This window comes from Streptomyces sp. NPDC096132, assembly GCF_044763345.1.
Lineage (GTDB): Bacteria > Actinomycetota > Actinomycetes > Streptomycetales > Streptomycetaceae > Streptomyces.
Map to the genome: position 1 here is coordinate 106,970 of NZ_JBIWGA010000025.1, position 25,203 is coordinate 132,172.

Annotated in this window: 21 protein-coding genes and 1 pseudogene; 11 read left to right on the plus strand and 11 right to left on the minus strand. The window is 68.4% G+C overall.

From position 1 onward, the window contains the following. Positions 1-15: 15 nt before the first annotated feature. From ACIRF9_RS40945 to ACIRF9_RS40955, 3 genes are all read left to right on the plus strand, one after another. The gene (locus tag ACIRF9_RS40945) at positions 16-1,833 is read left to right on the plus strand and encodes an alpha-galactosidase D (protein WP_403833290.1); all 1,818 of its coding nucleotides are present in this window, start codon (positions 16-18) and stop codon (positions 1,831-1,833) included. A gap of 71 nt (positions 1,834-1,904) precedes the next feature. Then, entirely contained in the window at positions 1,905-4,280 is a 2,376-nt protein-coding gene (locus ACIRF9_RS40950) for a glycosyl hydrolase family 95 catalytic domain-containing protein (protein WP_403833293.1), read from the plus strand. Between the two features lie 17 nt (positions 4,281-4,297). Continuing rightward, positions 4,298-5,491 carry an SGNH/GDSL hydrolase family protein gene (locus ACIRF9_RS40955; RefSeq protein WP_403833381.1) on the plus strand — a complete coding sequence of 398 codons (1,194 nt, stop codon included), beginning with the start codon at positions 4,298-4,300 and terminating at the stop codon, positions 5,489-5,491. Between the two features lie 249 nt (positions 5,492-5,740). On the opposite strand, the gene ACIRF9_RS40960 is transcribed toward ACIRF9_RS40955, so the two are convergent. Then, positions 5,741-6,478: an SDR family oxidoreductase gene (locus ACIRF9_RS40960; RefSeq protein WP_403833295.1), complete on the minus strand. Its 738-nt coding sequence runs from the start codon at positions 6,476-6,478 to the stop codon at positions 5,741-5,743. 93 nt (positions 6,479-6,571) lie between these two features. Here ACIRF9_RS40960 and ACIRF9_RS40965 point away from each other — a divergent pair, with 93 nt between their 5' ends. From ACIRF9_RS40965 to ACIRF9_RS40975, 3 genes are all read left to right on the plus strand, one after another. Continuing rightward, the gene (locus ACIRF9_RS40965; protein WP_403833297.1) at positions 6,572-7,435 is read left to right on the plus strand and encodes a LysR family transcriptional regulator; all 864 of its coding nucleotides are present in this window, start codon (positions 6,572-6,574) and stop codon (positions 7,433-7,435) included. A 74-nt stretch (positions 7,436-7,509) separates the two neighbouring features. Beyond that, positions 7,510-7,680 (plus strand): hypothetical protein, encoded by a 171-nt coding sequence (locus ACIRF9_RS40970; protein WP_403833300.1) that lies wholly within the window; start codon positions 7,510-7,512, stop codon positions 7,678-7,680. Positions 7,681-8,013: 333 nt separating this feature from the next. Beyond that, positions 8,014-8,547 carry a hypothetical protein gene (locus ACIRF9_RS40975; protein ID WP_403833301.1) on the plus strand — a complete coding sequence of 178 codons (534 nt, stop codon included), beginning with the start codon at positions 8,014-8,016 and terminating at the stop codon, positions 8,545-8,547. Between the two features lie 112 nt (positions 8,548-8,659). On the opposite strand, the gene ACIRF9_RS40980 is transcribed toward ACIRF9_RS40975, so the two are convergent. From ACIRF9_RS40980 to ACIRF9_RS40995, 4 genes are all read right to left on the minus strand, one after another. Continuing rightward, the gene (locus tag ACIRF9_RS40980) at positions 8,660-9,988 is read right to left on the minus strand and encodes a HupE/UreJ family protein (protein ID WP_403833304.1); all 1,329 of its coding nucleotides are present in this window, start codon (positions 9,986-9,988) and stop codon (positions 8,660-8,662) included. A 122-nt stretch (positions 9,989-10,110) separates the two neighbouring features. Continuing rightward, entirely contained in the window at positions 10,111-11,232 is a 1,122-nt protein-coding gene (locus ACIRF9_RS40985) for a DUF3500 domain-containing protein (protein WP_403833307.1), read from the minus strand. Positions 11,233-11,813: 581 nt separating this feature from the next. Further along, a complete protein-coding gene (locus ACIRF9_RS40990) occupies positions 11,814-12,326 on the minus strand; it encodes a hypothetical protein (protein ID WP_403833309.1) in 513 nt (170 codons plus the stop codon). 134 nt (positions 12,327-12,460) lie between these two features. Next, complete coding sequence (locus tag ACIRF9_RS40995; protein WP_403833312.1) at positions 12,461-12,886, minus strand: VOC family protein; 426 nt, start codon at positions 12,884-12,886, stop codon at positions 12,461-12,463. 166 nt (positions 12,887-13,052) lie between these two features. Here ACIRF9_RS40995 and ACIRF9_RS41000 point away from each other — a divergent pair. Continuing rightward, positions 13,053-13,317: pseudogene (locus tag ACIRF9_RS41000) on the plus strand (leucine zipper domain-containing protein); the annotation flags it as partial. A 57-nt stretch (positions 13,318-13,374) separates the two neighbouring features. Here the strand turns inward: ACIRF9_RS41000 and ACIRF9_RS41005 are convergent. From ACIRF9_RS41005 to ACIRF9_RS41015, 3 genes are all read right to left on the minus strand, one after another. Further along, positions 13,375-14,139 carry an MBL fold metallo-hydrolase gene (locus ACIRF9_RS41005; RefSeq protein ID WP_403833314.1) on the minus strand — a complete coding sequence of 255 codons (765 nt, stop codon included), beginning with the start codon at positions 14,137-14,139 and terminating at the stop codon, positions 13,375-13,377. 591 nt (positions 14,140-14,730) lie between these two features. Then, positions 14,731-15,114 (minus strand): fic family toxin-antitoxin system, toxin component, encoded by a 384-nt coding sequence (locus ACIRF9_RS41010; protein WP_403833316.1) that lies wholly within the window; start codon positions 15,112-15,114, stop codon positions 14,731-14,733. Continuing rightward, positions 15,111-15,410 carry a DUF1778 domain-containing protein gene (locus ACIRF9_RS41015; RefSeq protein WP_403833319.1) on the minus strand — a complete coding sequence of 100 codons (300 nt, stop codon included), beginning with the start codon at positions 15,408-15,410 and terminating at the stop codon, positions 15,111-15,113. Before ACIRF9_RS41015 ends, ACIRF9_RS41010 begins: the two co-directional genes overlap by 4 nt. 553 nt (positions 15,411-15,963) lie before the next feature. Between ACIRF9_RS41015 and ACIRF9_RS41020 the strand changes: the two genes are divergently transcribed. Both ACIRF9_RS41020 and ACIRF9_RS41025 read left to right on the plus strand, forming a co-directional pair. Beyond that, positions 15,964-17,028, plus strand: a complete 1,065-nt coding sequence (locus ACIRF9_RS41020) for a sugar ABC transporter substrate-binding protein (protein WP_403833322.1) — start codon at positions 15,964-15,966, stop codon at positions 17,026-17,028. Positions 17,029-17,242: 214 nt separating this feature from the next. Next, complete coding sequence (locus ACIRF9_RS41025) at positions 17,243-17,872, plus strand: hypothetical protein (protein WP_403833324.1); 630 nt, start codon at positions 17,243-17,245, stop codon at positions 17,870-17,872. Positions 17,873-17,904: 32 nt separating this feature from the next. Here ACIRF9_RS41025 and ACIRF9_RS41030 read toward each other — a convergent pair whose 3' ends face one another. Further along, complete coding sequence (locus ACIRF9_RS41030) at positions 17,905-20,175, minus strand: Dyp-type peroxidase (protein ID WP_403833327.1); 2,271 nt, start codon at positions 20,173-20,175, stop codon at positions 17,905-17,907. Between the two features lie 370 nt (positions 20,176-20,545). On the opposite strand from ACIRF9_RS41030, the gene ACIRF9_RS41035 reads away from it, so the two are divergent. Next, positions 20,546-22,438: a galactose oxidase-like domain-containing protein gene (locus ACIRF9_RS41035; RefSeq protein WP_403833329.1), complete on the plus strand. Its 1,893-nt coding sequence runs from the start codon at positions 20,546-20,548 to the stop codon at positions 22,436-22,438. A gap of 263 nt (positions 22,439-22,701) precedes the next feature. On the opposite strand, the gene ACIRF9_RS41040 is transcribed toward ACIRF9_RS41035, so the two are convergent. Then, positions 22,702-23,142: a hypothetical protein gene (locus ACIRF9_RS41040; protein ID WP_403833331.1), complete on the minus strand. Its 441-nt coding sequence runs from the start codon at positions 23,140-23,142 to the stop codon at positions 22,702-22,704. A gap of 172 nt (positions 23,143-23,314) precedes the next feature. Here ACIRF9_RS41040 and ACIRF9_RS41045 point away from each other — a divergent pair, with 172 nt between their 5' ends. Continuing rightward, positions 23,315-24,304, plus strand: a complete 990-nt coding sequence (locus ACIRF9_RS41045) for an aldo/keto reductase (protein WP_403833334.1) — start codon at positions 23,315-23,317, stop codon at positions 24,302-24,304. A 124-nt stretch (positions 24,305-24,428) separates the two neighbouring features. On the opposite strand, the gene ACIRF9_RS41050 is transcribed toward ACIRF9_RS41045, so the two are convergent. After that, positions 24,429-24,911, minus strand: a complete 483-nt coding sequence (locus tag ACIRF9_RS41050; protein ID WP_403833336.1) for a hypothetical protein — start codon at positions 24,909-24,911, stop codon at positions 24,429-24,431. Between the last annotated feature and the right edge of the window lie 292 nt (positions 24,912-25,203).

The window sequence follows — 25,203 nt, forward strand, 5'->3', positions numbered from 1 at the left end:
CAGGAGGTACGGCCCATGCGCTTATCCTCGAACGCAGCCCTGCCCGGACGCCGGCTGAGAACCGTCGTCGTCCTGGCCCTCACCGCCGGACTCGTGACGGCCGCTCCCGCCGCGCAAGCCGGGACCGAGGCCCCCACGACCCCGGCCGCCACGACCACCACCCCGGCCGCCAAGCCCTACATGGGCTGGACCAGTTGGACCATGCAGTCGTCGAAGTACCCGGGCCTCAACCCGAAGGGCGACTACAGCTACCTGGCCGAGGCGAACGTCGACAAGCAGACCGACGCCATGGCGGCCAAGCTGAAGAAGTACGGCTACGAGTACATCAACATCGACGCCGGCTGGTGGATGGACTGGTCGTGGAAGCCGCAGTTCGACGAGTACGCCCGGCAGAAGGCCGACCCGGAGCGCTTCCCGAGCGGCATGAAGGCCGTCGCCGACCGCATCCACTCCAAGGGCCTGAAGGCCGGCATCTACCTCCCCGTCGGCCTGGAGAAGGCGGCGTACAACGACGGCAGGACGCCGATCTGGCAGGCCGAGGGCTGCACCACCGCCGACATCGTCTACGACGACCTGCGCACCACCAACGGCTGGGACAGCTCGTACAAGATCGACTTCTCCGATCCCTGCGCGCAGAAGTACATCGACTCCCAGGCGCGGATGTTCGCCGACTGGGGCTACGACTTCCTGAAGCTCGACGGCGTAGGACCCGGCTCCTTCAAGAGCGGCGACAACTACGACAACGTTGCCGACGTGGCCGCCTGGCAGAAGGCCATCGACACCGCCGGCCGCCCCATCCACCTGGAGCTGTCCTGGTCCCTCGACTACGGGCACGTCGAGGACTGGAAGAAGTACTCCGACGGCTGGCGCATCGACACCGACGTCGAGTGCTACTGCAACACCCTGGTCAGCTGGGAGAACTCGGTCGACGACCGGTGGGACGACGCCCCGGCCTGGACGGACCACGCAGGCCCCGGCGGCTGGAACGACCTCGACTCCCTCAACGTCGGCAACGGCGAGATGGACGGCCTCACCAAGGCCGAGCGGCAGAGCTACGCCACCCTGTGGGCGATCGCCAAATCCCCGCTCTACACCGGCGACGACCTCACCAGGCTCGACTCCTACGGCCTGTCGCTCCTGACCAACCGCGAGGTCATCGCGATCAACCAGGGCAGCGCGCCGCCCGCCGAGCCCGTCACCGCATCCGACCCGCAGCAGGTGTGGGCCGCGAAGAACCCCGACGGCACCTACACCGTGGCGCTGTTCAACCTGTCCGACGCACCCGCCTCCGTGACGGCGAACTGGCCGACCCTCGGCTTCCAGGGCAAGGCCTCGGTGCGTGACGTGTGGAACAAGGAGGAACTCGGCTCCTACCCGGACAAGATCACCCAGGCGCTGCCCGCCCACGGCTCACGGCTGTTCACCGTCACCCCCCGCGGCACCGGCCTCACATGGACCGGCTACGAGGCCGAGGCGGGCAGCCTGAGCGGCAACGCCTCCGTGGCCGACTGCTCCGCCTGCTCCGACGGCCGCAAGGTCGGCAACCTCTACGGCGGCGGCAAACTCACCCTCACCGGCGTCGTCGTGCCCAAGGCCGGCACCTACCAGATCAAGATCTCGTACATCAGCGGCGACGCCCGCGCTGCCCTGATCTCCGCCAACGGCGGCGGCGCCACCTCGCACAAGTTCGCCTCCACGGGTGACTGGGGCACGGTGAACAGCGTCCATGTGCCGGTGAAGCTGAAGTCCGGGGCCAACACGATCACCATCGACAGCGGCAGCGACGGCTACGCGCCGGACATCGACCGGATCGACGTACAGAAGTCTCTCTGACCTCCCTCCGCCCTCCCCGCCGGGGGCCCGGCCCTGCGCCGGGCCCCACCCCAGACGCATCCGGAGCCGCCATGAACACCAGCCCTGACGACCCGAGCAGAAGAACCCTCCTCTCCCTCGCCACCACGGCGGCACTCACCGCCGCCGCCGGCACGCTGCCCGTCTTCACAGCCTCCGCCGCGCCCGCCCGCCCCGCCGAGGCTCCGCCACCCACCGACTCCTCCCGCCACCGGCTCTGGTGGCAGGCCCCCGGCGACGAAGGCTCACTCATCGAACAGGGACTGCCCGTCGGCAACGGCCGCATCGGAGCGCTCGCGAGCAACGACCCCGGCCGCGAGCTGCTGCTGATCACCGACGCCACGATGTGGACCGGCGGCCTCAACGACACCCTGGACAACGACGGCCAATTCCCCTACGGCCGCACCGACTTCGGCTCCTTCACGCTGCTCGCCAAGCTCACCGTCGACATCCCCGACCACGACCTCGGCGCCGTGAACGGCTACCGCCGTACCCTCGACCTCTCCCAAGGCCTGGTCACCAGCTCCTACGTCCGCTCCGGCATCACCTACCGACGCGAGATGTATGCCAGCCACCCCGACGATGTCATCGTCCTGCACTTCACCCAGAGTGGCGGCGGACGCTACACCGGAACGATCACCCTGACCGGCACCCACGGCGAGAGTCCCACCGCCGCGGAGTCGTTCGGGGCGACTCTCGCGAACGGACTGCGCTACGGCGCCGCCGTCAAGGCCCGCGGCAGAGGCGGCAAGGTCACCGTCGAGGACACCCGGATCGACTTCTCCGGCTGCACGGAACTCACCGTCGTCGTGAGCGCCGGCACCAACTACGCGCCCGACGCCACCGCGGGCTTCCGTAACCCCTCCCTCGACCCCGAGCGGCTGGCCCGTACGAAGGTCCGCGACGCCGCGTCGGAGTCCGCCGACGCCCTCCGGCGCACCCACATCGCCGACTATCGTGCCCTCTACGGGCAACTGGACGTCTCGCTCGGCACGTCCAGCGCCGAGCAGCGCGGGCTGGACACCTGGGAACGCCTCCACGCACGCACCCGGGACCTCGTCCCCGACCCCGAACTGGAAGCCGCCTACCTGCAGTTCGGCCGCTACCTCATGATCTCCGGTTCCCGCGACAGCCTGCCCCTGAACCTCCAGGGCCTGTGGCTGGACGGCAACGACCCGGACTGGATGGGCGATTACCACACGGACATCAACATCCAGATGAACTACTGGATGGCCGACCGGACCGGCCTCACCCCATGCTTCGACGCCTTCACCGACTACTGCCTCGCCCAGCTCCCCTCCTGGACCGAGCTGACCCAGAGCCTGTTCAACGACCCGCGCAACCGCTACCGCAACTCCACCGGCAGGATCGCCGGCTGGACCGTCGCCATCTCCACCAACCCCCATGGCGGAGGCGGCTGGTGGTGGCACCCGGCGGGCAACGCCTGGCTGTGCAACAGCCTGTACGAGCACTACGAGTACACCCAGTCGCGCGCCCACCTCGCGAAGATCTACCCCCTCCTCAAGGGCGCCTGCGAGTTCTGGGAGACACGGCTGCTGCCCCACACACTCCCCGGCTCCACCAAGGAGGTGCTGATCGCCGACAGCGACTGGTCCCCGGAGCACGGCCCGCTCGACGCCAAGGGCATCACCTACGCCCAGGAACTGGTGTGGGCGCTGTTCGGCAACTTCGCGACCGCCTCCGCCCTGCTGAAGAAGGACACCGCCTACGCCGACACCATCATCGGCATGCGCAAGCGCCTGTACCTGCCGCAGGTGAGCCCCAAGACGGGCTGGCTGGAGGAATGGATGTCGCCCGACAACCTCGGCGAAACCACGCACCGGCACCTGTCCGGGCTGGTCGGCCTCTTCCCCGGCGACCGCATCCGCCCCGACGGCTCCACCCCCGAGGAGATCGTCGACGCGGCCACCGCTCAGCTGACCGCGCGCGGCATGAACAGCTTCGGCTGGGCCAACGCCTGGCGCAGCCTGTGCTGGGCCCGGCTCAAGGACGCCGAGAACGCCTACCAGCTCGTGGTCAACAACCTCCGCCCGTCCAGCGGTGGCAGCAACGGCACCGCCTTCAACCTCTTCGACATCTACGAGGTGGAGCAGGGCCGCGGCATCTTCCAGATCGACGCCAACTTCGGCACTCCGGCCGCGATGACCGAGATGCTGCTGTACTCGCGGCCCGGCCATCTGGAACTGCTCCCGGCCCTGCCGGACGCGTGGGCTTCCTCCGGCCACATCACCGGCCTTCCCGCACGCGGCGGATTCGTCGTGGACCTGAAGTGGCAGGACGCGAAACCCACTTCGGTGAGGCTTCGCAGCGTCGGCGGTCGCACGACCACCGTCGAGTTCGCGGGCCGCACCCGCAATGTGGTGCTCGAGGCCGGCGCGTCCGTCACGCTCAAGGACTTCGACCGGTGATCCGCCGGATGGCGTCCATGGGTGGGGCGCTCGCGATGGTGTGCGCCCTGCTCGTCCCGTCCGGGCAGGCGCTGGCCGCGGATTCCGGTAAGGCGGCTCGCCGGCACGACGTCGTCAGCTGGGGCGCGAGTGCCGACCGCCTGGGTGAGGGAGTCGCCGGGCGCGGCTACCGGCTCGTCGTGCACACCAGTGTCGGCGGCGACAATCTGCGGATCCGCCTGTCCAACGCCTTCGGCGACCGGGCGGTGACCTTCGGCAGTGCCTACGCGGGCCTGCAGAAGTCGGGTGCGGAACTGGTGAGCGGCAGCAACAAGCGGCTCACGTTCGACGGCGCCGGCTCGGTCACCGTCCCCGCCGGACACACCGTCTACAGCGACCCGCTGCCCGGCCGGCTGGCCGCCGACTCCGACCTGGTCATCAGCGTGCACAGCCCGGACGCCGCAGGCCCCGCGACCGGCCACAGCATGGCCATGGCCACGTCGTACGTCACCCAGGGCGATCACACGGCAGAGGAGAGCGCCGCCAACTGGGCCGACCGGACCGGCTCCTGGCACTACCTCGACGCCGTCACCGTACGGACCGGTGCCTCCATCGGCGCGATGGTCGCGCTGGGCGACTCCATCACGGACGGCTGGCAGTCCTCGACCGATCTGAACCGCCGCTGGCCCGACTACCTGGCCCGCCGGCTGCGCACATCCACCGCGACCACCGTCGAGGGAGTCGCCAACGAAGGAATCTCCGGCAACAAGGTGCTCGCCGACGGCGCCGGCCAGAGCGCACTCAACCGCCTGGACCGCGATGTCCTGTCCCACCCCGGCGTCCGGACCGTCTTCCTCTTCGAGGGCATCAACGACATCAAGTCCCACACCGGGGTGACGGCGCAGGACATGATCGACGGCTATCGGGAGATCATCGAGCGCTCCCATGACGCGGGACTGTGCGTGGTCGGCGCCACCGTCGGCCCCTTCAAAGGCTGGCCCGAATGGGACCCGGCAGGCGAGGCCGTACGACAGGAGGTCAACGCGTTCATCCGGGACAGCGGCGAGTTCGACGCCGTCGCCGACTTCGACCGCGCTCTGCGCAGTCCCTACGACCCCGAGCGCATGCTCCCCTTCCTCGACAACGGCGACCACGTGCACCCCAACGACAAGGGCATGCAGGCCATGGCCGACACGGTCGACCTCGCAAGCCTCGACTGCTCCTCGACGTAGGGTGCATCGGAGGTGGGCGGGTCGTGGCTTGGCACCCACTTCCAACTGCACTGGTTGCTCCGGTAGCCGTGGACGGAGCGCTGTAGTTGGCCTGCGAGCACTTCAGGTGGCCCCGCTGAGTTTCGTTGTCGGCCCCCAACGGCGCGGGGGCCGACGGGGGCCGGTGTCCGAGCCCGCTTCCCGAGCCCTCGCTATCTGGTCGCGTCGCGCCACGCCAGGGCTCGCGGTGTGATCACGACAGGTTCGGGGTCACCAGGGGATGACGCCGTCGTCCTCGAAGAACGAACCGGTCGGGCCGCCGTCGGGCAGTGTGGCGAGCCGGATCGCTGTGGCCGCGCCCTGCTCAGGGGTTCGGGGGCCATGGAAGCCGGTGAAGTCGGTGGCGACCAGGCCCGGGCAGGCGGCGTTGATCAGGATGTTCGTACCGGCGAACTGCCGGGCGTACTGCACGGTGACGGCGTTGAGGAACGACTTCGACGGCGCGTAGGCCGCCATGACGGGGCCGATCTCGATGTCCGGGTCCGCCTGCCGGGTCAGGGAGCCGACGGCACTGGAGACGTTGACGATGCGCGGCGAGGTCGAGCGCCGCAGCAGCGGCAGCATCGCGTTGGTCACCCGGATGACACCGATGACGTTGGTCTCCATGACCGTACGGACCACGTCGAGGTCGAGCGTGGTCGGGTCCTGCACCCATCCCGGCCCCGTCTCTCCTGAGATGCCGGCGTTGTTGACCAGGACGTCCAGGCGCCCGGCCTGCCGTTCGATCAGTTCCGCGGCATCGGCGACGCTCTGGTCACCGGTCACGTCCAGCGGCACCCCGAACGCGTCCACCCCGGCGGCGCGCAGCTTCTCAACGGCGTCCTCGCGCCGGGCCTCGTCGCGGGCTCCCACGCCCACGCGGTAGCCGAGGGCGCCCAGCCCGGTCGCGATCTCGTACCCGATTCCCTTGTTCGCGCCGGTCACCAGCGCGATCTTCGTTTCGCTCATGCCGACGATGCTCGCTCGCGGACGAGCTGTGCATCCAACACCGATGCAGTGCCCTGTAATACCCGGTGGGTATCACTGACGTATGGTGTGGCCATGGACACCTTGGAGACACGCGAGCTCAGGTACTTCCTGGCCGTCGCCGAGGAACTGCACTTCGGCCGCGCCGCCGAGCGCCTCGGCATGGCCCAGCCACCGCTGTCCCGGGCGATCCAGCAGCTCGAGCGGCGCCTCGGCGTCAGCCTGCTCGAACGCAACCGCCGCGGTGTCTCCCTGACCGGCGCCGGAGAGGTACTGCTGCACGAGGGCCGCGCAGCCCTCGACGCGACCACCGCTGCCGTTCGCCGCACCCGTCGCGCCGGTGGAGCCGACGGTCCGGGCGGCCCCCGCAACCGCCTGGTGCTGGCAGTGAAAGCCGGCGCGTCTCACGAACTGCTCCACAAACTCCTCGACGCCTACGCGGCCGAGCCCGACGCCGCCGAGATCGAAGTGCTGGCGAGCGGCATGTGTGAGCAGGAAGAAATGCTGCGTGACGGCCGCGCCGATGTGGCGCTCATGCACAAGCCGTTCAACTCCCTCGCCGGGTTCGACAGCGAGGAACTGATGACCGAGGGGCAGATCGCCATCCTGCCCGCCGGGCACCCCCTCACCGCCCGCAAGACCTTGTGCCTGGCCGACATCAGCGACATCCCCGATCTCCCGCTCGCCCGCTGGCCCCGCCACGGCACATACCCACCCGGCCCGGGCCCCGAGATCCACGACCAGACGCAGCTGGCCCAGCTGATCGCCCTCGGACGCACCGCGGCCGTCCTCCCCGAATCCGCCCGCGCCTGGCTGTGGGCCGAGCACACCGCCGTCCCCCTGACCGACGCACCCCCCGTCGTCACCCACATCGCCTGGCCCGCGCACAGCCGCTCCCTCGCCCTCGCCGGGCTGATCCACACGGCCACACAGCTATAGCCCTCTCCTGCCATCCATCGCCGCCATCACCCTGATGACACACGCTCTGTTTGAGGGTGACCCCTGGTCAAGGCGTGAAGCCTCTGAGGACCCGGAACCTGCTCTCCCAGACCTGCTCCGTCCGGAGCGAGAGCAAGGTCGAGATCGGCTCCTGGGTGCCGACCGTCGACCGAAACCGGGTGGTCATGGCGGACCCCGAGGGCAACGAGTTCTGCGTCCTGCGCACCCTGGCATCGCAGAACTAGGCTGCTAGGGGGCATCCGCACCCCATCACACACCGCAACTACTGATCCGAAACGGATGGGGTGTGTAGGGCTCGGTCCGGGGGGCCGTTGCTGTGGTCGGCCGAGGAGCCGTGGCCGCACTGCGAAGGCGCGCACGTGGACAGTGGGTTCCGCCGGCCGCCGGCAGAAGTGCGGCTCGAGAGGCGTAGGCGAGCCCGGCGACATCATGATCCCCATGGTCCCGAGTTCACGCCCGAGGAAGAGGCGATCAAGGAACGGAACGCCGCGAGGCTCGCGGAGCGACTCGACGCCGGCCCTCCGTGGCCCGCGGAGTGCCCGGTCCCCATGGTGCCCGTGGCCCAACTGTATCTGCGCGACGTACCCCTGTTGCGGCCGCCCGGACAGGCCGATCTGCTCCAGGTTCTCTGGTGCCCCTACGACCATGATCCGGATTGCAAGCCGTCGACCGCACTGTTCTGGCGGTCCGCCGCCGCGGTCGTCGACATCCTCACCACACCGCCAGAACCGTATGAGGCGGACTGGCCGGGCTATGTGCCGGAGCCGTGTCTGCTCGCACCAGAAGCAATCACCGAGTACCCCAACAGCCTAGATCTGGGCCCTGAGATGCGACTGGCGTTGGGAGACTGGAGCAGATGGCAGGCAGCCGACGGCGGCGTGGACAGCTCGTACGCGGACTGTCCGGCGGAGTTCCACGACGGCAATCTGGCCAACGCTCCCGGCTGGAAGGTCGGGGGCTGGCCCCCGTGGGGCCGCACCGACCCGTATCGCCGATACTGCGCTGTCTGCGGCGCTCAGATGGTCCCACTGCTCACCATCGCCTCCTGTCCGACCGATCCAACTCGCCACGTCATCCGGCTACGCCGGTGACAACTACTGAGCCTCAGCACATGATCGTGGCGTGAGTGCACTGGTTCGGGATGCACGGCGCTTGTGTGCTCTCCGAGGCCGAGCAGCAGGCGGTGCGCCAGGCGATTCTTGACTACCGGGCCTGCGATCCGGCCTGGCCGGCCTGCTGTGCCATCGAGTTGCCGTCGCGGCCTGTCACTACAGGCCTGTGGGAGTCGTGCGATTCAAGCCGTCCCTTCTTCATCTTTCCCTCGCGAAGGAGGGGAAGGCCCATCCGTAGTGCTGCAAGTACGGCGGTGCCGGTGAGTACGAGGAGCAGCCGGGTGGCGTGAGTGGAGGCGTTGTCCGCGGCGGCGGCGATCGGGTTGGGTATGCCCAGGCGGTCGAGCAGCCAGCCCAGGGCCAGGCCGGCGGTGAGCATCGCGCAGGTGCATCGCATGAGGGAGTGCCTGGGCAGCCGGGACAGCAGGAGCAGGCTGGGTAGCGCCAGGAGAACGAGAAGCAGCTGCATCCCCTCGATGCCCAGGTTGAATCCCGCGAGGCTGAGGGCGAGTTGGGTGGTGGAGAGGTTCATCTCGGCCAGGGTCAGGGAGAACGCCAGGCCGTGCCCGAGACCGAAGACGCCGGCGACGGCGGCCTCGTGGCCCGGGAAGAGCGGTCGAATGGCGTGGACGGCGCCGGCAAGGATGCTGAAGGCGATGAACACCTCGACGGGCTGGGCCGGGATGTCGAGGCGGCCGACGGCGCTCAGTGCGAGGGCCAGGGAATGCCCGACGGTGAAGGCGAGGGTGGTGCGGGCGATACGGCCGATGGCCGTCCGTGCGCCGACTGTCCCGCGCCAGCGGTTGTCGGCCGAGCGCAGGGGTGCGGGCAGCAGGAGGATGAGCAGGAAGAGCAGATGATCGGTTCCTGCGAGGATGTGGGTCGCACCGAGCCGGAACATGGTGGACGTCCCGCTCCAGGCGCTTCCGTTCTCCAGGTCGATGGTGAGGTCCGGGACCGTCATGCTCCGGGTGTCGATGCGGATGACGCCCACCTGGGTGGCGGCGTCCTCGCCCGTCTCGGACACTCGGCCGGTGGCCCAGTCCTGACGGATGGAGACCAGCGCGGTGTGGGTGACCACTTGGTGGACGATCGCGTCGTAGCCGAGGACGAAGTGCCGTGGGTCGCCGCCGGAGGGCGGCGTCAGCGTGGCTCGGACGGTCAGTTCGCGGTAGGTACCGGTGGAGGTCTGCTCCGACCGGCCCAGCGTGATGCCACCGAAGGTGACGGTCCATGCCTTGCCCTGGATGGTGGCGGGGTGGACATGCGCGGCCAGGTAGTTGCGGATGGCGGCAGTCTTGGCCGGGAGCCCGGCGGCCGTGGTGTCGGCCAGGTCGATACCACTGGCCCGGGAGAAGTCGTCGACCGGCAGTTCCAGTTCTGCGGTCACCGATGTCTCGTGCACGTCCAGAAGGAGCACGGAGTGAGGCATGGGATGCGCAGCGGCCGGCGGCGCTGCCAGAAGCAGCGTCGCCGCTACCGCCACCGCGATCCCCGCCATCACGCGCAGCGTTGATGACAGTGAGATCGGCAGGCGGTTCATCAGAACGAGAACTCTCCGCCGTAGTCGAGGGTGTGGTCGCGGTAGACGGAGTGGTAGTGGATCTGGTCGGAGTACACCACACCGTCCTGGCAGACGAACTCGATCCAGACCCCCGGTCCGTCGATGCGCACGTAGTCGCCCTGGGTGTCCAGGTCGGTTCCGCCGGAGTAGGAGATGTAGGTCTCGTCGAGCTCCGACTCGTACGTGCTCAGCAGCGAGGCAGCGGTCGCGTCGTCCGCGACCTGGACCCACGGCTCGATGGCGTCGAGCACCAGCTCCTGCTGGGCGTCCGTCAGTTCACCGACCGCGATGCCCTCCTTGGTCTCCGGGAACTGGCCGTCCTCGTCCGGGCCGAGCAGCACGTCGCTGAACGACTCGGAGAGCTTCGCCTCCGTGAGCTCGTCCGAGCTCAGGCTGTCGAGTACGGCGAGCATCCCGTCGCGCATTCCGTCCAGCGGTGCGTACGTGGTGCCGTCGTCCGCGGTCCAGCTGGACGGCTCCACACCGATGAAGAACGGAGTGGTGCCGGTGACCTCCCCGTCCGCGTAGGTGAGGTTCACCGCGAGGTGGTGGCCGCCGAAGTGCAGCTGCCAGGTGCCGTCCGTGCTCGGGGTGCCGAGGAAGGCCAGGTAGTAGTTGCCGCTGCTGTAGCCGCTGGCGCTCTCACCAAGGACGTCGTCGGCCGCCAGGATCTGCGTGATCTGGTCGTACCCGGTGCCGGCGCTGGTGCTCGCCGCCGCCTTCAGCACCGCCTTGGCGGCCGTCAGCTGCTCGTCGCTGAGCGTGCTCAGCTCGATACCGACCCGGCAGGTCGAACCGCACGGAAGATTCGACCAGGCGGTGGCGTTCGCCTCGGTGAAGTCGAGCAGCACCTCCGACTGCTGGTCGGAATCCAGGGTCTCGACGAACGCCTCGGCCGCTTCCACTACGGCCGAGACGGACGTGGTCGAGACGGCTGCGCTCGTGCTCGCCGATGCCTGAGGAGAGGGGCGGTCCTGCACGGACGCCGCGTTCGCGCTGGCGTACACCGCGCCCAGGAGCGCGGCCGACGCCGCAGCCACCGCCACGATCGCCTTCCTGCGCTTGCCCTGCGACCTGCGGTGCGCGTTTTTGGCCTGCAATTTGATATTCCCTTCAGGTGTGGATCGGCAGGGCTTCCTAAACGCATTTTCTTGCACTCGAAATAATTGAGTGAGGTCTGCTGGAATGTGGTCCCGCAGGTCATCGAAAAGCGGGTTTCGGGAAGTTCTGCCGCGCTTGTTTGGTGAGTTGAATTCCATCCCCTTGCGCTGTGCTCCACATTAAAAAATGCTTTGTTTTCGACATGACTGCTTGTCAATTACCTGAAGTGCACCTTAAGTTGGTGGCAACTCCGTGTGCGCTTCCAGTATGGGAAAAGGGGAAAATCCCGCTCTGGGCCACGCGGTCGCCATCGCCGACGGCGGCTGCCAGGGCGCCGGGCTCGTCATCCCGCACTGCCGTGAGAGAGGGCAGGCCGAACGTGCAGCGATTTTCGAATCAGATCCCGGGCTGCCGTCTCAAGGGCGACGGCGTACAACAAGCCGTCCTCGGCATCGCTCGCCTGCGCAACCTTGCTCTCGCCGGATAGGGGCGACGACCACGCTCAGGCAAACCCGCCGGCCACGCCCACCGACGGGGGTGGCGTGTGGCGCGGCCACCGCACGCCCACGTGCTCCGACGCTTAGTAGCACGACCAGTAGCTCACCACGCGTCGCTCCGTGCGTGCGAAGAAGGCTGGATTCCGCGCGATGAACTCCCCATAGAGCCTGCGCTGGGCCGAGCCCGGGACAGCGAGGTCGGTAAGCCCCCGCCCGATCACGTCAAGGATCTCCAGCACGTACTCACCGGCCAACTGCACCACGAAGGGGACCACCCACGGCTCCCTCGACGCCACGATCTGTTCGAGGTGGCGCTGGCGGACCCGCCCATCACTGTGCCGGGAGTACAGACAATGCAAAATCACCTGCTGGGTTCCGGTCAGCGGCCGCGCCAGGTCGACGCCCGGCTCATCGTTGTAGATGCGCGAGGGGATGGCGACGGTCTCGCCCTGCACCTCAACCTCGAAGGGCTCCACCGACGAAAGCCTGGCGTCCGGCATGGCCGCCAGGACGTTCCGCACATCACCGGCAAGACGGGTGGGAAACGCCGCCACCAGGGCCTGGGCGACGTTCCACGGTTCCTGAGGCTCCTGCACAACCCGAGGATAGGCGGCGAGCCTCTCGATCCCCCAACCGCCCACCTCAGCGTCGCGGGAGAAGCCTTGGGGTGTCGGCCGGCGGCCCGCGGAGCGAGTTCAACCGGCCCCAGCGGGCGCATGTCCGAGCAGGATCACGTTCTCGCGGGCGTGGAGGATGTCGAGCTGTCCAAGGTGCTGGACGGATCCATGCACATGACCTGCCAGCCGTGGCCGTCGAGGTCGAAGAAGCTTCGTGAGTACATGAAGCCGTCGTCCTCGGGGCCATCCGCCTCCGAGCCGCCCGCGGCGAGCGCGGCCTCAGCAACCGTGTCAACCTCGTCGCGGGACGACACGCTGAAGCAGTAGAGCGCCAGCGCGTGCGTGGTGGGATCGGCCATCGGCAGCTTCGAGAACCGCGCGAACGTCTCGTGGTTGAGCAGCATGACGGAGGCTTGCTCGCCGACCAGCATGCAGGCGGCGGTCTCGTCGGTGAACATCGGGTTGTAGCTGAACCCGAGCCGCGCGAAGAACGCCTTGCTGCGCTCGACATCCGCCACGGGGATGCTCACGAACAGCATGCGACCGGCGTGTGCGGGAGTGGTCATGGTGGGTCTCCAGTCCGAGGTTCGATGGTGTACGCCGGGGTAGACCGGCTCACCTTGCGAAACTCATCGGTGGGTTTCGGAACCCGCATCGAGCGACAGGCCGAAGCCGGTGGGGAACAGCTGTCAAGGCCGCTGAAAAGTGGGGCCACCCAGGCGTCATGGACGCTCGCGCCGTGCCGCAGTCGGCTGGCGTCGTCGATGGAGTCGGCCCCCGCGCACATCGCGCCCAGCAGCGACATCACCAAGAGCTGCGCACAAATGGGTCCGCCGCTGGTGAGCCGAGGGCGATGCGGGCCTTGCCGACCGTTCCAGCCGCCCCGAACGACACCGCACCGCGCCGCACCGCGGCAGCCGTGGAGGTCCGCGTCTGCCGGCTACGCCGGGCCCGCAAACTCGGCCCGGCGTAGCCGGCCAGCTCCGTCAGGACGTCGATCTGGCAGACCCGCAAGGGACCCCGGGCCCTACCGCCCTCGGGCCTGTTCCAGGTTCGACCGGTGGGGGCCGGAGAGCCAGTCCGCATGCGGCCCCAGACGTGCGTCGACCGGATCCTCTCCTCGCCGGAGCGCGTCGACATAGGCATGATCGGCGGCGAGGCGGGCCGCCACCTCGGGACCTTCGGCAACGGCGCCGTGGCCGGGGACCACGACCTCGACGTGACCGGCGGCCTCACTCAGCCGGTCGAGCGCGGCCTCGTAGGCTCCCACCTGATCGTCTTGGCGAAAGTCGAAGAGCGGGATCAGGACATCGGAGAGCATGTCGCCGGCGAGCAGGACGCCACGGTCCGCGAGGAGGACCGCGGCGTGGCCGACAGCGTGCGCCTGGTGCTCGATGATCTCGCCCGGCACCGGTCCGCCGTCCGCGGGCAGCGGGGTGACCAGCGCGACTAGGTCGAGAGGGATGCCGGACGCGCTTTCCGCCGCCATCGCCTGCGCCCGCTCTCGGGCTTGACTGGCCACGTGGGCGGCGGCGCGGGTGCCGTAGCGCGGCACGTCGCCGAACCGGGGATGCCAGAGCAGGTGGTCCCAGTGGGGATGGGTGCAGAACCCGGCGACCACCGGAATGCCGAGCCGGTCCACGTCATCGGCGAGTTGGTTCAACTCGGCGCCATCGATGCCGGGATCGATCAGGATCAACCCATCCTCCCCGCGCACCACGACGGAATTGGTCCAGACCCACTCGCTCTGCCGGACCCAGACGCCGTCGGCCACCTGATTCAACTTGCCCATCTCCACTCCGATCGGTTGGCTACGGCTCTGAGACTGCGATCCGCGGCCAAATTCATCGCTTTCAATGCCCGCTGGGCGCGATGTTGCGGTTGAGGTGAGGGACGTTGTCGCCGACGTTCAGGTCATCCGCTGATCGGCCGTACGCAGGGCGAGTCAGCCCGGATCTCGCATCAAGGTGACCGTCCCCGGCCGGGAAGTAGTCCCGAACGCCACCTTCGGGTCATGGACGAGCCGATCGAGGAGGAGCGGATCCGCCTCCGCGGGCTGAAGGGCAAGCACGCCCCGGAGTGAAGCGCGAAGCCCACGGCGCCGAGCAGGCCAAGGTGGCCAACCGCATCACCTGGCACGCCCGCTACAGATGGGCCCCGTTCTATGCACGACTTCCCCACGGCGATGACGCCCCTGGCTGTGGAGTAGGTGATCCTGCGCCGACTGTGGGCCCACGGCCACGCCGTCTCCTGATTGCCGCCCAACTACTGGACCGAGACTTTCGTGGCCCAGTGCGTCAGCGCTGCGGAACTACGCGAGCCCTCCGCGATGAGTGACACGCGCGCTGAGCTCCAACAGCTCGCCTCACCGGCGGACCGCTCCTCAGTCGACCGTCCACTCGCGCAGCTTCCGGGCGATGCGCGGTACACCGAGCAGGCCCTGTGCGGCGTCGCGCACGAGGGCGAGGGCGTCCTTGGGCTCGTAGTCCAGGCGACGTCCGTTGAGAGCGAGGTAGGCCTCGGTGGAGTGCCAGGCGAACGCCTCGTTCGAATGCTCCAGACAGGGCAGCTTGGCCAGGGTCTGCAGCAGAGCGGCTGCCCTGAGGGCCAGCGTGCCGTACACGTCCCGCTCCATGGCGCGGGCATTGACCCGCGCCACCGCGGCGTACAGCGGGCCGAGGTCGTCGACCTGGGGATCACCGGGCAGGAGCTCAGCGGCGTGGAGCAGGTAGGCGACGTCGAGCGGGTGCGGTCCAGGCTGGGTCACGCGGCCCGGCCCCCCTGCTGCTGTTCCGACTCGAGGGCCGCGGCCTGCTGCTCGGCGGCCCGCTGCTCCGCCGACGGATCGGTGATGCTCGACTCGGCCGCGAACACCGCCCCGCTGCGCGCCATCGAGCCCCGGAACGCCTCGAGGAACCGGCCCTCCACGGCGGTGGCGCGATCGTAGGCCGCGGAGAGGATGTACTCCTGCATGCTCACCCCTTCCTGCCGCGCTGCGGCAGCGATCGCAGCCCGCTGCTCCGGGTCGGGGAAGCGCAAACTCATGGCCTTCTGCTCCGTCATGACACCGAAGATACCAGCGATACCAAGCCGAGCCCAGGGTGTCGAAATCCCCATCCCGACCGTTCGTGATGGCTAAGAATCGAAGGCGAGACGGACGGGGCCCGCCGATTCCATCCCGTGCATGGCCATTGCGGCTCCACGGACCAAGATCCCTGCTCCCGTGAATCGGCCCCAGCGACTCCAGATGGCACCCCCCGGCGTGATCCATCTGCCCACTGCCGTCGCGATCCCGCGATCCCGCGATCACGCCGGCTCTCGGGTCACCGGCCCCGCTCACCCTTCACGGTGATCTTCACCCTCTGCTCCCTCGGGTGTTCTTCGAGGAATCCCAGGATGTCGTGTCCATGCCGCTAGAGGCGAAGAGGTGGATAAATGCGTAATGTGAATATTACCTTGTTAGGTAGATAAGACAACAAACTCGATATGATTAATGAGATGTATCTGCTGGCCGAGCGAGCCCGTCTCCCTCATGGTCCGACTGGGCCGGGATTTCACAGCCCCCTTCCGAGAGGCGGAGGGCAGGCGCTTCGGGACCCAGCGCGAGGAAGTACCGATGACGCTCAAATCCGTCCTCTGTTCCACCGCTTGTGCCCTCTCCGCACTGGCGCTGCTCAGCGCCTGCAGCGGCGGCTCCGACACCACGGGCGCATCGAGCGGTAAGCCGCTGGTCGGCGTCGACTACCCGCGCTCCGACACCGACTTCTGGGACTCGTACATCAAATACACGCCCAAGTACGCCAAGCAGTTCGGCCTCTCGCTCGAGACCACCAACTCGCAGAACGACGTCGCAAAACTCACCGCCAATGCGCAGACGCTCATCGTGCAGGGCGTCGAGGGCATCGTGATGGCCCCGCAGAGCACCTACGCCATCGGACCGATCCTGGCGCAGCTGGAGGCGGCGGAGATCCCGGTCGTCACCATCGACACCCGCCCCGACACCGGCAGCGTCGACATGGTGGTCCGCGCCGACAACCGCGCCTACGGCGAGAAGGCGTGCCGGTACCTCGGCACCAAGCTGGGCGGCAGGGGCAAGGTCGTGATGCTCCAGGGCGACCTCTCATCGATCAACGGCCGTGACCGTACCGACGGGTTCAACGCATGCATGAAGGCGAACTACCCGGACATCAAGGTGTTCGGAGAGACCACCAACTGGGACGGGGGAGTTGCCGCGGAGAAGCTCCAGACCGACCTGACAACCCATCCGGACATCAAGGGCATCTACATGCAGGCCAGCTTCGCTTTGTCCGGCACGCTCCAAGTGCTCAAGCAGCAGGGGTTGTTGGTCGGCCCGAAGGACAAGGAGCACGTGTTCGTCGTCTCCAACGACGGCGTCCCCAGGGAGCTCGAACACATCTCCAAGGGCAACATCGACGCCACCGTGTCCCAGCCGGTCGATCTTTACGCCAAGTACGCCCTGTACTACCTGAAGGCGGCGATCGACGGGAAGACGTTCACGCCCGGCAGGACCGATCACGAGAGCACCATCGTGCGGGTCCGCGAAGGGCTGCTGGAGGACCAGCTCTCCGCCCCGCTCGTCACCGCCGACGGCGGCACGTACGGGGGCGTGCCCAGCCTGAAGAGCACCGACACGTCCCTGTGGGGCAACAGCCTCGGCTGACGACACGCCGCCGCGCTGGGCAAGCCTGCCAGGTCCGGCCTCGGCAAGCAGTCGTCGAGCAGGTCGGGTCGGAAGTTGATCTCCTTCAGGCTTGCGCTCGGCGAAGCGGACGAAGCCGCGGCGTTTCGGTGGTGACGAAGTCGACGACGGCGCGTTCGTCAGCGACCACACGCCCTCCACCGACAGCCAGAAGAGAGATCACTAGGCTGGGCCGATGATGCGCGACCTGATCGCCGCCTTCGGTACCGCCGCACGGGAACGGATGACCGATGCCGGATGGCGCAAGCACACGAGCGACATCTACACCCTCGACCTCGGCGGCGGATTCCATGCCTGGGTCGGACTCAACCGCGCCTCAAAACATCATCCACTGATGGTCAACCCGGTCGTCGGGCTCCGCTACGACCCACTCGAACGACTCGTCGAAGACCTCCTCGGCACCCGTCTCGGAATGGCGGCAACGATCGCTCGGCCGGTCGGTTGCCTCACGTCCCGTCACAGCTTGCTGCAACTGCGGGTCGCCACCGATGACGATGCGCGACCCGCCGCCGAAGAGCTGCGGCACCTCGTTCAAACCCATGGTCTGCCGTTCGCACGACGTCACGCGAGCCCGGCAGCATTGATGACAGCTCTCCGGGAAGGCGGCAATGTGCCGAACCCCGACCGGGCAAGGCTCCTCGTTCCGGCCCTGCACGCCCTGCAAGGCGAAGCCGAGCCCGCTCGCGCAAGCCTGGCCCGAGGACTCGCCCACTACGGGGATGACACAACCAGCCCGATCACTGCCGGATACCACCAGTTCGCCGCCGCCTTGACTGCCCTCCTGGATGAGCAGGCCCGCCCCTAGGAGCATCTGACCTGGCCTGCCGCTTGCGCACCTCAGGCGGTCAGGGACTTCCACAGGGTGATCGGGCGGTCCTCGACCGCGACCTGGTCGTTGTGCCCGTGGCCGTCGGCGATGGAGATGATCCGGTATTTCTGCTGGTGGAACACCCAGAACAGGCTCAGCCCGTTGATGCGCTGCATGTCCGGCACGGCGAGGAACTCGTCCACGCGGGAGATGCCGGCCAGCGACTGCCACAGGCTGAGCGAACGGTCGCCGCGTTCGATGACGTCGTGGTGCGCGGAGCCGTCGGCGATCGAGATCAGCCGGTAGACCTGCTGCCCCAGGGAGGAGTGGAAGAGCCAGTAGTAGCTCTTCCCGTTCTGGCGCTGCATGTCGGGCACCGGCAGGAAGGCGTCCACCTGCGCGATTCCGTTGAACGAGGCCCAGGCCGAGATCGGCCGATCGGGCCGGTCGACGGCGGCTGCCGCGTCGGGGGAGAGCCCTGACTCCGCTCCGTCCGCGACCGAGATCAGCCGGTAGACCTGGCGGCCTTCCACGGTGTGGAACAGCCAGTACCGGCTCCGGCCGCCCACGCGCTGCTCGTCCGGCACGGGGAGGATCGCGTCCACCTGCGACACGCCATCGTAGCACGGCCAGGTGGACAGGGGCCGGTCGGGGTGCTCGACGACGTCCTTGTGCTCGTCGCCGTCGGCGATGGAGATGGTGCGGCAGACCGGTCCGTCGCCGCCGGTCCCGTACGCCCAGTACCAGCTCTTGCCCCGGTCCCGCTGGCGATCGGGGATCGCCAGGAAGGCGTCGGTCGGCCGGACCGTGTCCGGGAGCTTGTCGGTGAGGCGGCCGTCGCCCAGCAGCCGCAGAGTGGTGAGCGAGGGGACGAAGGCGTAGACCGAGCCCTCGGTGGTGACGAACTGATGGAAACTCAGCTCCGTCGTCGCGTTGGGGCTCTCGAAGGCGACCTTGCCCGTGGGGCCGACCATCGGGTCGGGGCCTGGTTTCGCCGGGCGGTTCGGCGGGAAGTCGACGTTGTTGATCCACATCTTCTGGATGAACTCGAACTGCTCGACGAGGTCGGACTGGTAGCAGACGAAGACGAGTCCGCGCGGGTGGTCGGGGCCGCCGGGGCCGTCCGAGGCCGGGTCGAAGGGCGCGCCGTAGGGGGCGCCGCGGCGGATGATCCGGCGTCGGTCCATGACCGGGTTCTCGGGGAACGGTCCTGTGCCGGGCTTCTCCTGGAGGCCGTCCCGGGGGTTGGTCTGGCGCAGGTGGGAGAAGAGCGGGGTGATGAACCCCTCCGGGTCGTTGCGGTAGCCGAAGTCGTTGTCCTGGCTCGCGAGGGCGTTGTCCGGCATGTCGGCGTGCGGGCACTTGGCGACGGGTGTGCCCGAGCGCCAGCGGCCCACCAGGCGGGCGGCCAGCCATTCGGTGGTCGCCTCGTCCGGCACCACCTTGGCCTTCCTCAGGACCTTCAGTTGCGCGGCGATCTGGGCCCACCAGCCAGGGACGTCCTGACCGAGCCGGCGCACCACCTGGAAGCTGCCGTTGCCCGCCCACTCGGGCATCTCGTCGTAGGGAATCCCGCCGACCCGGTCGTGCCCGATGACGAACTCGCCGGGCGGGATCAGCCGGGTGCCCGGGTGGTCCTTGACGTACTCCGGCCGCTCCGGGTCGGGCTCGTCGAAGCCGATGACTCCCGGCTCGCTGACCCCGTCCTTGAAGCCGAAGTGTTCCTTTCCGCGGCGGGTGCCCGGCAGCGTGGCGCCGTTCTGCTGGAACACGATCACGATCTTGGCCTGCGCGGCTGCCTCGCGTTGGGCGGTCAACGCGTCCTGGAGCCCCTCGGCGGTGTCGGAGGCGACGGTGATCACGGCGTGCACGGTCTGGCCCTTACCGTCCCCGAACAGCCAGTTCTCGGGTGAGCTGTCGCCGGTGTCGCCCAGTGAGCGCTTGTGGGACCCCTCCTTGAACGCCTCCAGCGTGCCGCCCTTGCGCACCGAGGGCAAGGGATCCTTGCCGCCGATGAGGACCTTCAGTCCCTCGTAGGTGAAGCTGACGTTCGTCCAGGTGGCTTTCAACGTCTTCGGGTCGTCGCCGCCGGTGGCCTGTCTGGCTTTGCGGAACGCCGCGTTGAAGGTGGCCACCTGTCTGGTGGTGGAGATCTGGGAGGCGAGCCGCTTCACCCAGGTGCGTGCCCGCGCGGGGTCCTCGAACTTGAGGAAGAGCAGCGTCATGCGGTCCTTCTTGAAGCCCGCGATCACATCGCCCTGGATGTCGTCACTCTGACGCAGTTTGAGATCTTCCGTCACGTCTCCTCCTTGACTTTCGCATATGCCAGAGGATTGGCATGGTAATCGTGAGACTACGCTACGTGATCGACGTGAAGATCGAGGCGCCTCCGGGTCGGCCGCGTCGCCGCCCTCGCGTCGTAGTGCAGAACCCCTGCCCCGCAAGGGTTCTGACTCGCTTGGCCGTCGGGAGGTCACCCGCCTGCCCGGCAGCGCGCGACAGTGACCGTCCGGCACGCGAACACTGTGAGTAGTCGTCTGCCCGTGCCGTGTACCTATGCCGTGCGCCTGTGTCATGTGCCCCCGTCATGCACTCGGCATCGGATCCGTGACGCGGCGCGGCCGCGACGCCACCGCTGCGCGCCCTGCACTCTCTCTCGCAAGGAGTCCCATGTCCCCCAGGAACCTGCCCGGTCCATCGTCCAGACGGATGCTGTACGCGGCGATCTCCGCGTGCGCCGTCTCCGCGCTGACACTCACCGTGCTGTCGTCCGGCCCGGCCGCCGCCCACGGGCACGGCGGTGACGCCCCCTCGGCCGACCGGGCGCAGGCCGACCCGGACGAGGCGACGGTCATCGGCAAGGAGCACGCCGAGGAACACGCCATGACCAGGGCGGCCATCAAGGCCGTCGGCGAGTACCCGCAGTCCACCCGCACCGAGCGGCTCAAGGCGCTCACGGCCTCCCAGGCCAAGGTCAACGCGGACTTCGACGCGCTGGACGCCGGCAGGTTCCGGGAGTACTTCCAGTCCCCGGACTTCGCCGCGCACATCGCCATGCTGCCCACCGGCAAGGTGCTGCTGTTCTCCTTCGAGCGCATCGAGAGCAACCCCCAGAAGGAGCCGGCCCCGACCGACACCATCGGCAAGGAGAACGCGGGCCGCGCATACCTGTGGGATCCGGCCAAGGGCACCGGCCCGGGCTCGTTCACCAAGGTCACGCCGCCCGTGATCAACATGCCGGACGGCCTCAACCAGCCCCGCCCCGCGCCGTTCTTCTGCGCCGGTCACTCCTTCCTGCCCAACGGGATGCTCGGTGTCTTCGGCGGCAACCTCGGCGGCAACGGCGGTACCGGCGCGAAACTCTCCCTCGTCTTCGACCCGTGGGAGGAGAAGTGGTACCAGAACCAGGACATGGTCGTCGGCCGGTGGTACCCGTCCGTGGTGACCGGCGCGGACGGGCGGCAGCTGATCATGTCCGGCCAGTCGGAACTCGGCTGGGGCACCCCCACCCCGATCGTCGAGCGCTTCCCCGCCCTGAACAAGCCCGTGCCCACGGCCAAGACGGACAAGCCGGAGGGCTGGACGGTGGAACGGTTCAAGGCCGACGCCCCGTTCAAGCGGGACTACCCGCACCTCTTCTCGCTGCGGGACGGCAAGATCTACGGCCTGGGCCGCAACCCCGAGCAGCAGTGGAAGTTCGACCCCGCCGCCGAGACCCGGACGGACCTGGCACCCCGACCGGACAACATGCCGCGCAACTACGGCTCGGCCGTGCCGCTCCCGGCCGGCTTCAAGGGCCCGGACTCGGTGCTGGTACTCGGTGGAGACCGGGACGACCCGAACACGTATCAGCTGGTCGGCGGCCAGTGGAGCAAGGAGAAGGCGAGGGCCTTCGGCCGCACCCAGGACGACACCCTGCTCATGCCGGACGCGACCCTGATGACCGTCAACGGCGCCTTCGACATCCGTGACTACGGCAACGGCCCGTACAACCCCAACGCGGACCTGAAGTACCGCCAGATCGAACTGCGGGACGAGAACGGCAACTGGCGGCTCGGCCCGGCCCAGCGTCTGCCGCGCGGCTACCACTCCAACGCCGTGGTGCTCCCGGACGGCCGGGTGATGGTCACCGGTGACGAGCTTCAGCAGCTCGCCAACGACCCCGACATCACCGACGACATGAACGGCAGCATCGAGATCTACGAGCCGGCCTACCTCCAGCAGGGCAGCCGCCCCCACCTCGGCATCGTGTTCAACCCCTCCGTCGGGTACAACGACAAGATCACGGTGAGCAGCAACACCGCCTCCGACGTCACCCGTGCCGTCCTGCTGGCGCCGACCACCGCGACCCACTCGGTGAACACCAGCCAGCGCCACCTCGACCTGCGGATCAAGAGCCGCAGCGGCAACTTCCTCGAACTCCAGGCACCGCCGTCGGCCAACGCCGCTCCTCCCGGCTACTACATGCTCTTCCTCCTGAACGAGGAGGGCGTGCCCAGCACCGCCGGCTGGGTCCAGATCAAGCCGACCTCGGGCGGCCAGACGCCGGGGGCGAAGCAGTGACGGCCTGACTCCGACGGGCCCGCCGCGAATCCCGCGGGCGGCTCCGCTGAAGCCCAGCTCAGATGCCTTCTGAGCTGGGCTCCTATCGTTCGGGGGAGGCGGGGCTGGGGGTTTCCGCACTGCCGGGGAATGCTGCTCGACCAGCACAGCGGCACTCACTGTCCCCAGCCCCGACCACCCCCAAGAAACATGGGGCTCACCGGGGACGACTCCCGGCGGCCGTGTGGCCGTGCTGCCTGACCTGCGCCATTGATGATGTGTCGCTACGAGGTGCGGTCCCGGGCGTAGGCAAGGGCTCCTTGGACGGCGCCGGAGAGCCTGCGGGTTCCCTGGGCGGAAGGGAGCCTGCCCTGCCAGGCATCGACTTCCCACCATCCGTCGTCGGCCAGGGACGGGACGGGTGTGGCCGCTTCGAGGTTCATGGGTGCTGCGGGAAGGCGCACCAGCAGGGTCGAGGTCCCCAGGGCAGCGGCGGCCGCGATGCCCGAGTAGGCCACGACCGGGACGCCGTAGGCGGCATGCAGAGGTGAATCAGGGGCCAACTGGGCCAACCGGTCCAGGAGATCAGGATGTGTGTGCAGCTGCCATTCTCCCAGCGCGTAGTCATCCGGCCCGTTCGGCCGGGAGCCCTGTGCCCGCAGGAAGTCCAGCAGTGCGGCGTTGCGGGGATGCTCAGCCCGTATCGACGGGAGGTCTAAGCGCATGGGCATGACACTACGTGTGTCTGATTTGAGGATGCGTCAGAACCGCCGGACAATCAGCGGAGCGGCGTCTTCCGGCCCTCCCCTGCAAGGGCTGCGGCGGCGCTTTCCACAGGCTGCCGGCGGTGGAACACCGTCGGCGGACGGATGAACGCAGGGAAAGGATGGGCACGGCATGCAGAAGCGCAGTCTGCGGGACCTCCGGGTATCGGCCATCGGCCTGGGGTGTATGGGCATGTCCGCTTTCTACGGATCCACCGATCAGCAGGAGGGGATCGCGACCATCCGGCGTGCCCTTGAGCTCGGAGTGAACTTCCTCGACACCGCGCAGATGTACGGGCCGCTCACCAACGAGTCGCTCGTCGGCGAGGCGGTCCGGGGGCATCGCGAGGAGTACGTGATCGCGACGAAGTTCAACTACCGGATGGACGACGCCGTACCGGGCGACATCAGCACGGTCGGCCCGCAGGACGGCTCGGCCGAGCACGTCCGCAGCTCCGTCCACGGCTCGCTGGAGCGTCTGGGAACCGACCACATCGACCTGTACTACCAGCACCGGGTCGACCCGAACGTACCCATCGAGGAGACGGTCGGCGCGCTGGGCGAGCTGGTCGCCGAGGGGAAGGTGCGGTACATCGGCCTGAGCGAGGCGGGCGCGGAGACCATCCGGCGCGCCCACGCCGTGCACCCGGTCACCGCGGTGCAGAGCGAGTACTCGCTGTGGTCACGGGACGTGGAGGCCGAGGTGCTGCCCGTCTGCCGTGAACTGAGTATCGGCTTCGTGCCGTACTCGCCGCTCGGGCGTGGTTTCCTCGCCGGACGGTTCTCCTCCCCGGAGGAGCTGGACGCCAACGACTGGCGCCGGGAGAACCCGCGCTTCCAGGACGCCAATCTGGAGGCGAACCTGCGGCTGGCGGCGAAGGTGAAGGAGATCGCCGCCGAGAAGGACGTGTCCCCGGCCCAGCTGGCCATCGCCTGGGTGCTGGCCCAGGGCGAGGACCTGGTGCCGATCCCGGGCACCAAGCGCCGCACCTACCTGGAACAGAACGCCGCAGCGGCTGACATCACGCTGACCAAGGACGACCTGGTCCGCATCGACACGGAGCTGCCCGAGGCGGCGGGTGAGCGGTACGACGAGGAAGGGATGCGCTCCGTCAACCGATAGCGCTCCGTACGATGCGGACGCCGAGGACCCGTCCTCTCTCCCGACAGCCGACACCCCGACACCCGGCTGGTGATCACCTTCGGACGGTGGCAGCACGTGTCTGCCGCCACCGTCCGGGGGTGTCTCAGACCTGCACCAGGACGGTGCACCAGACCTCGTTGTTGTCACCGATGCCGCAGTCGGCGATCTCGCCGCTGCGGATCTTCGTCCAGACGCCCTTCGCCCGCCAGTGCCAGGTGCCCACCCGCGAGAAGCGCTCGTGGTAGCCATGGGTGGCGAACGTGAAGGCGTCGACGTCGATGCCGGTGCCGTTGCCGCCCCGCGTTCCGTTGCCGAACGAGAGCTGCTTGCACTTGGCGTGCTTGAACTCGCTCCCGGTGCCACCGCCCCAGTTCCACACGTCGCAGTAGTGCGGGCCCTCGCCGAGACTCGTCGTGTAGTGCATCGTCTCCCCGGTCCGGTTCTTCACCGCGCCGCACAGGGGACCCACGCACCCGTCCGCGGAGGCGGACGTGGCCCCCGCGACGACCGCTCCGGACGCCATGAAGGCAGTGGCGACGACGGCGACGGCCGTCCGGTTCATCACCCGGGACATCATCTTGCGCATTGGCAGTTCCATTCTCTTGCTGTGTCAGGGGCGCTGCGCGAGCCGGCTTCGGCGTCTCCCGCATCCGCCTGACGGCATGTGAGGAGAGGATCTACCGTGAACCTTGCGAAAATCTTGTGGCGAGCGCGTGCCGCAACCGCTGGATTCGGCGCCGGACACTCAAGCCCGTCCGGCGGCCGCGGTGTACCGCGCCTGGGCGCGTCCGTCGCGACCACCGTGCCGGGCGGTAGGACGGTTGTCGTGACCGCCGTCGGCGACAACGTGGCCGGGCTGTGCCGCGGGCAGATGACCT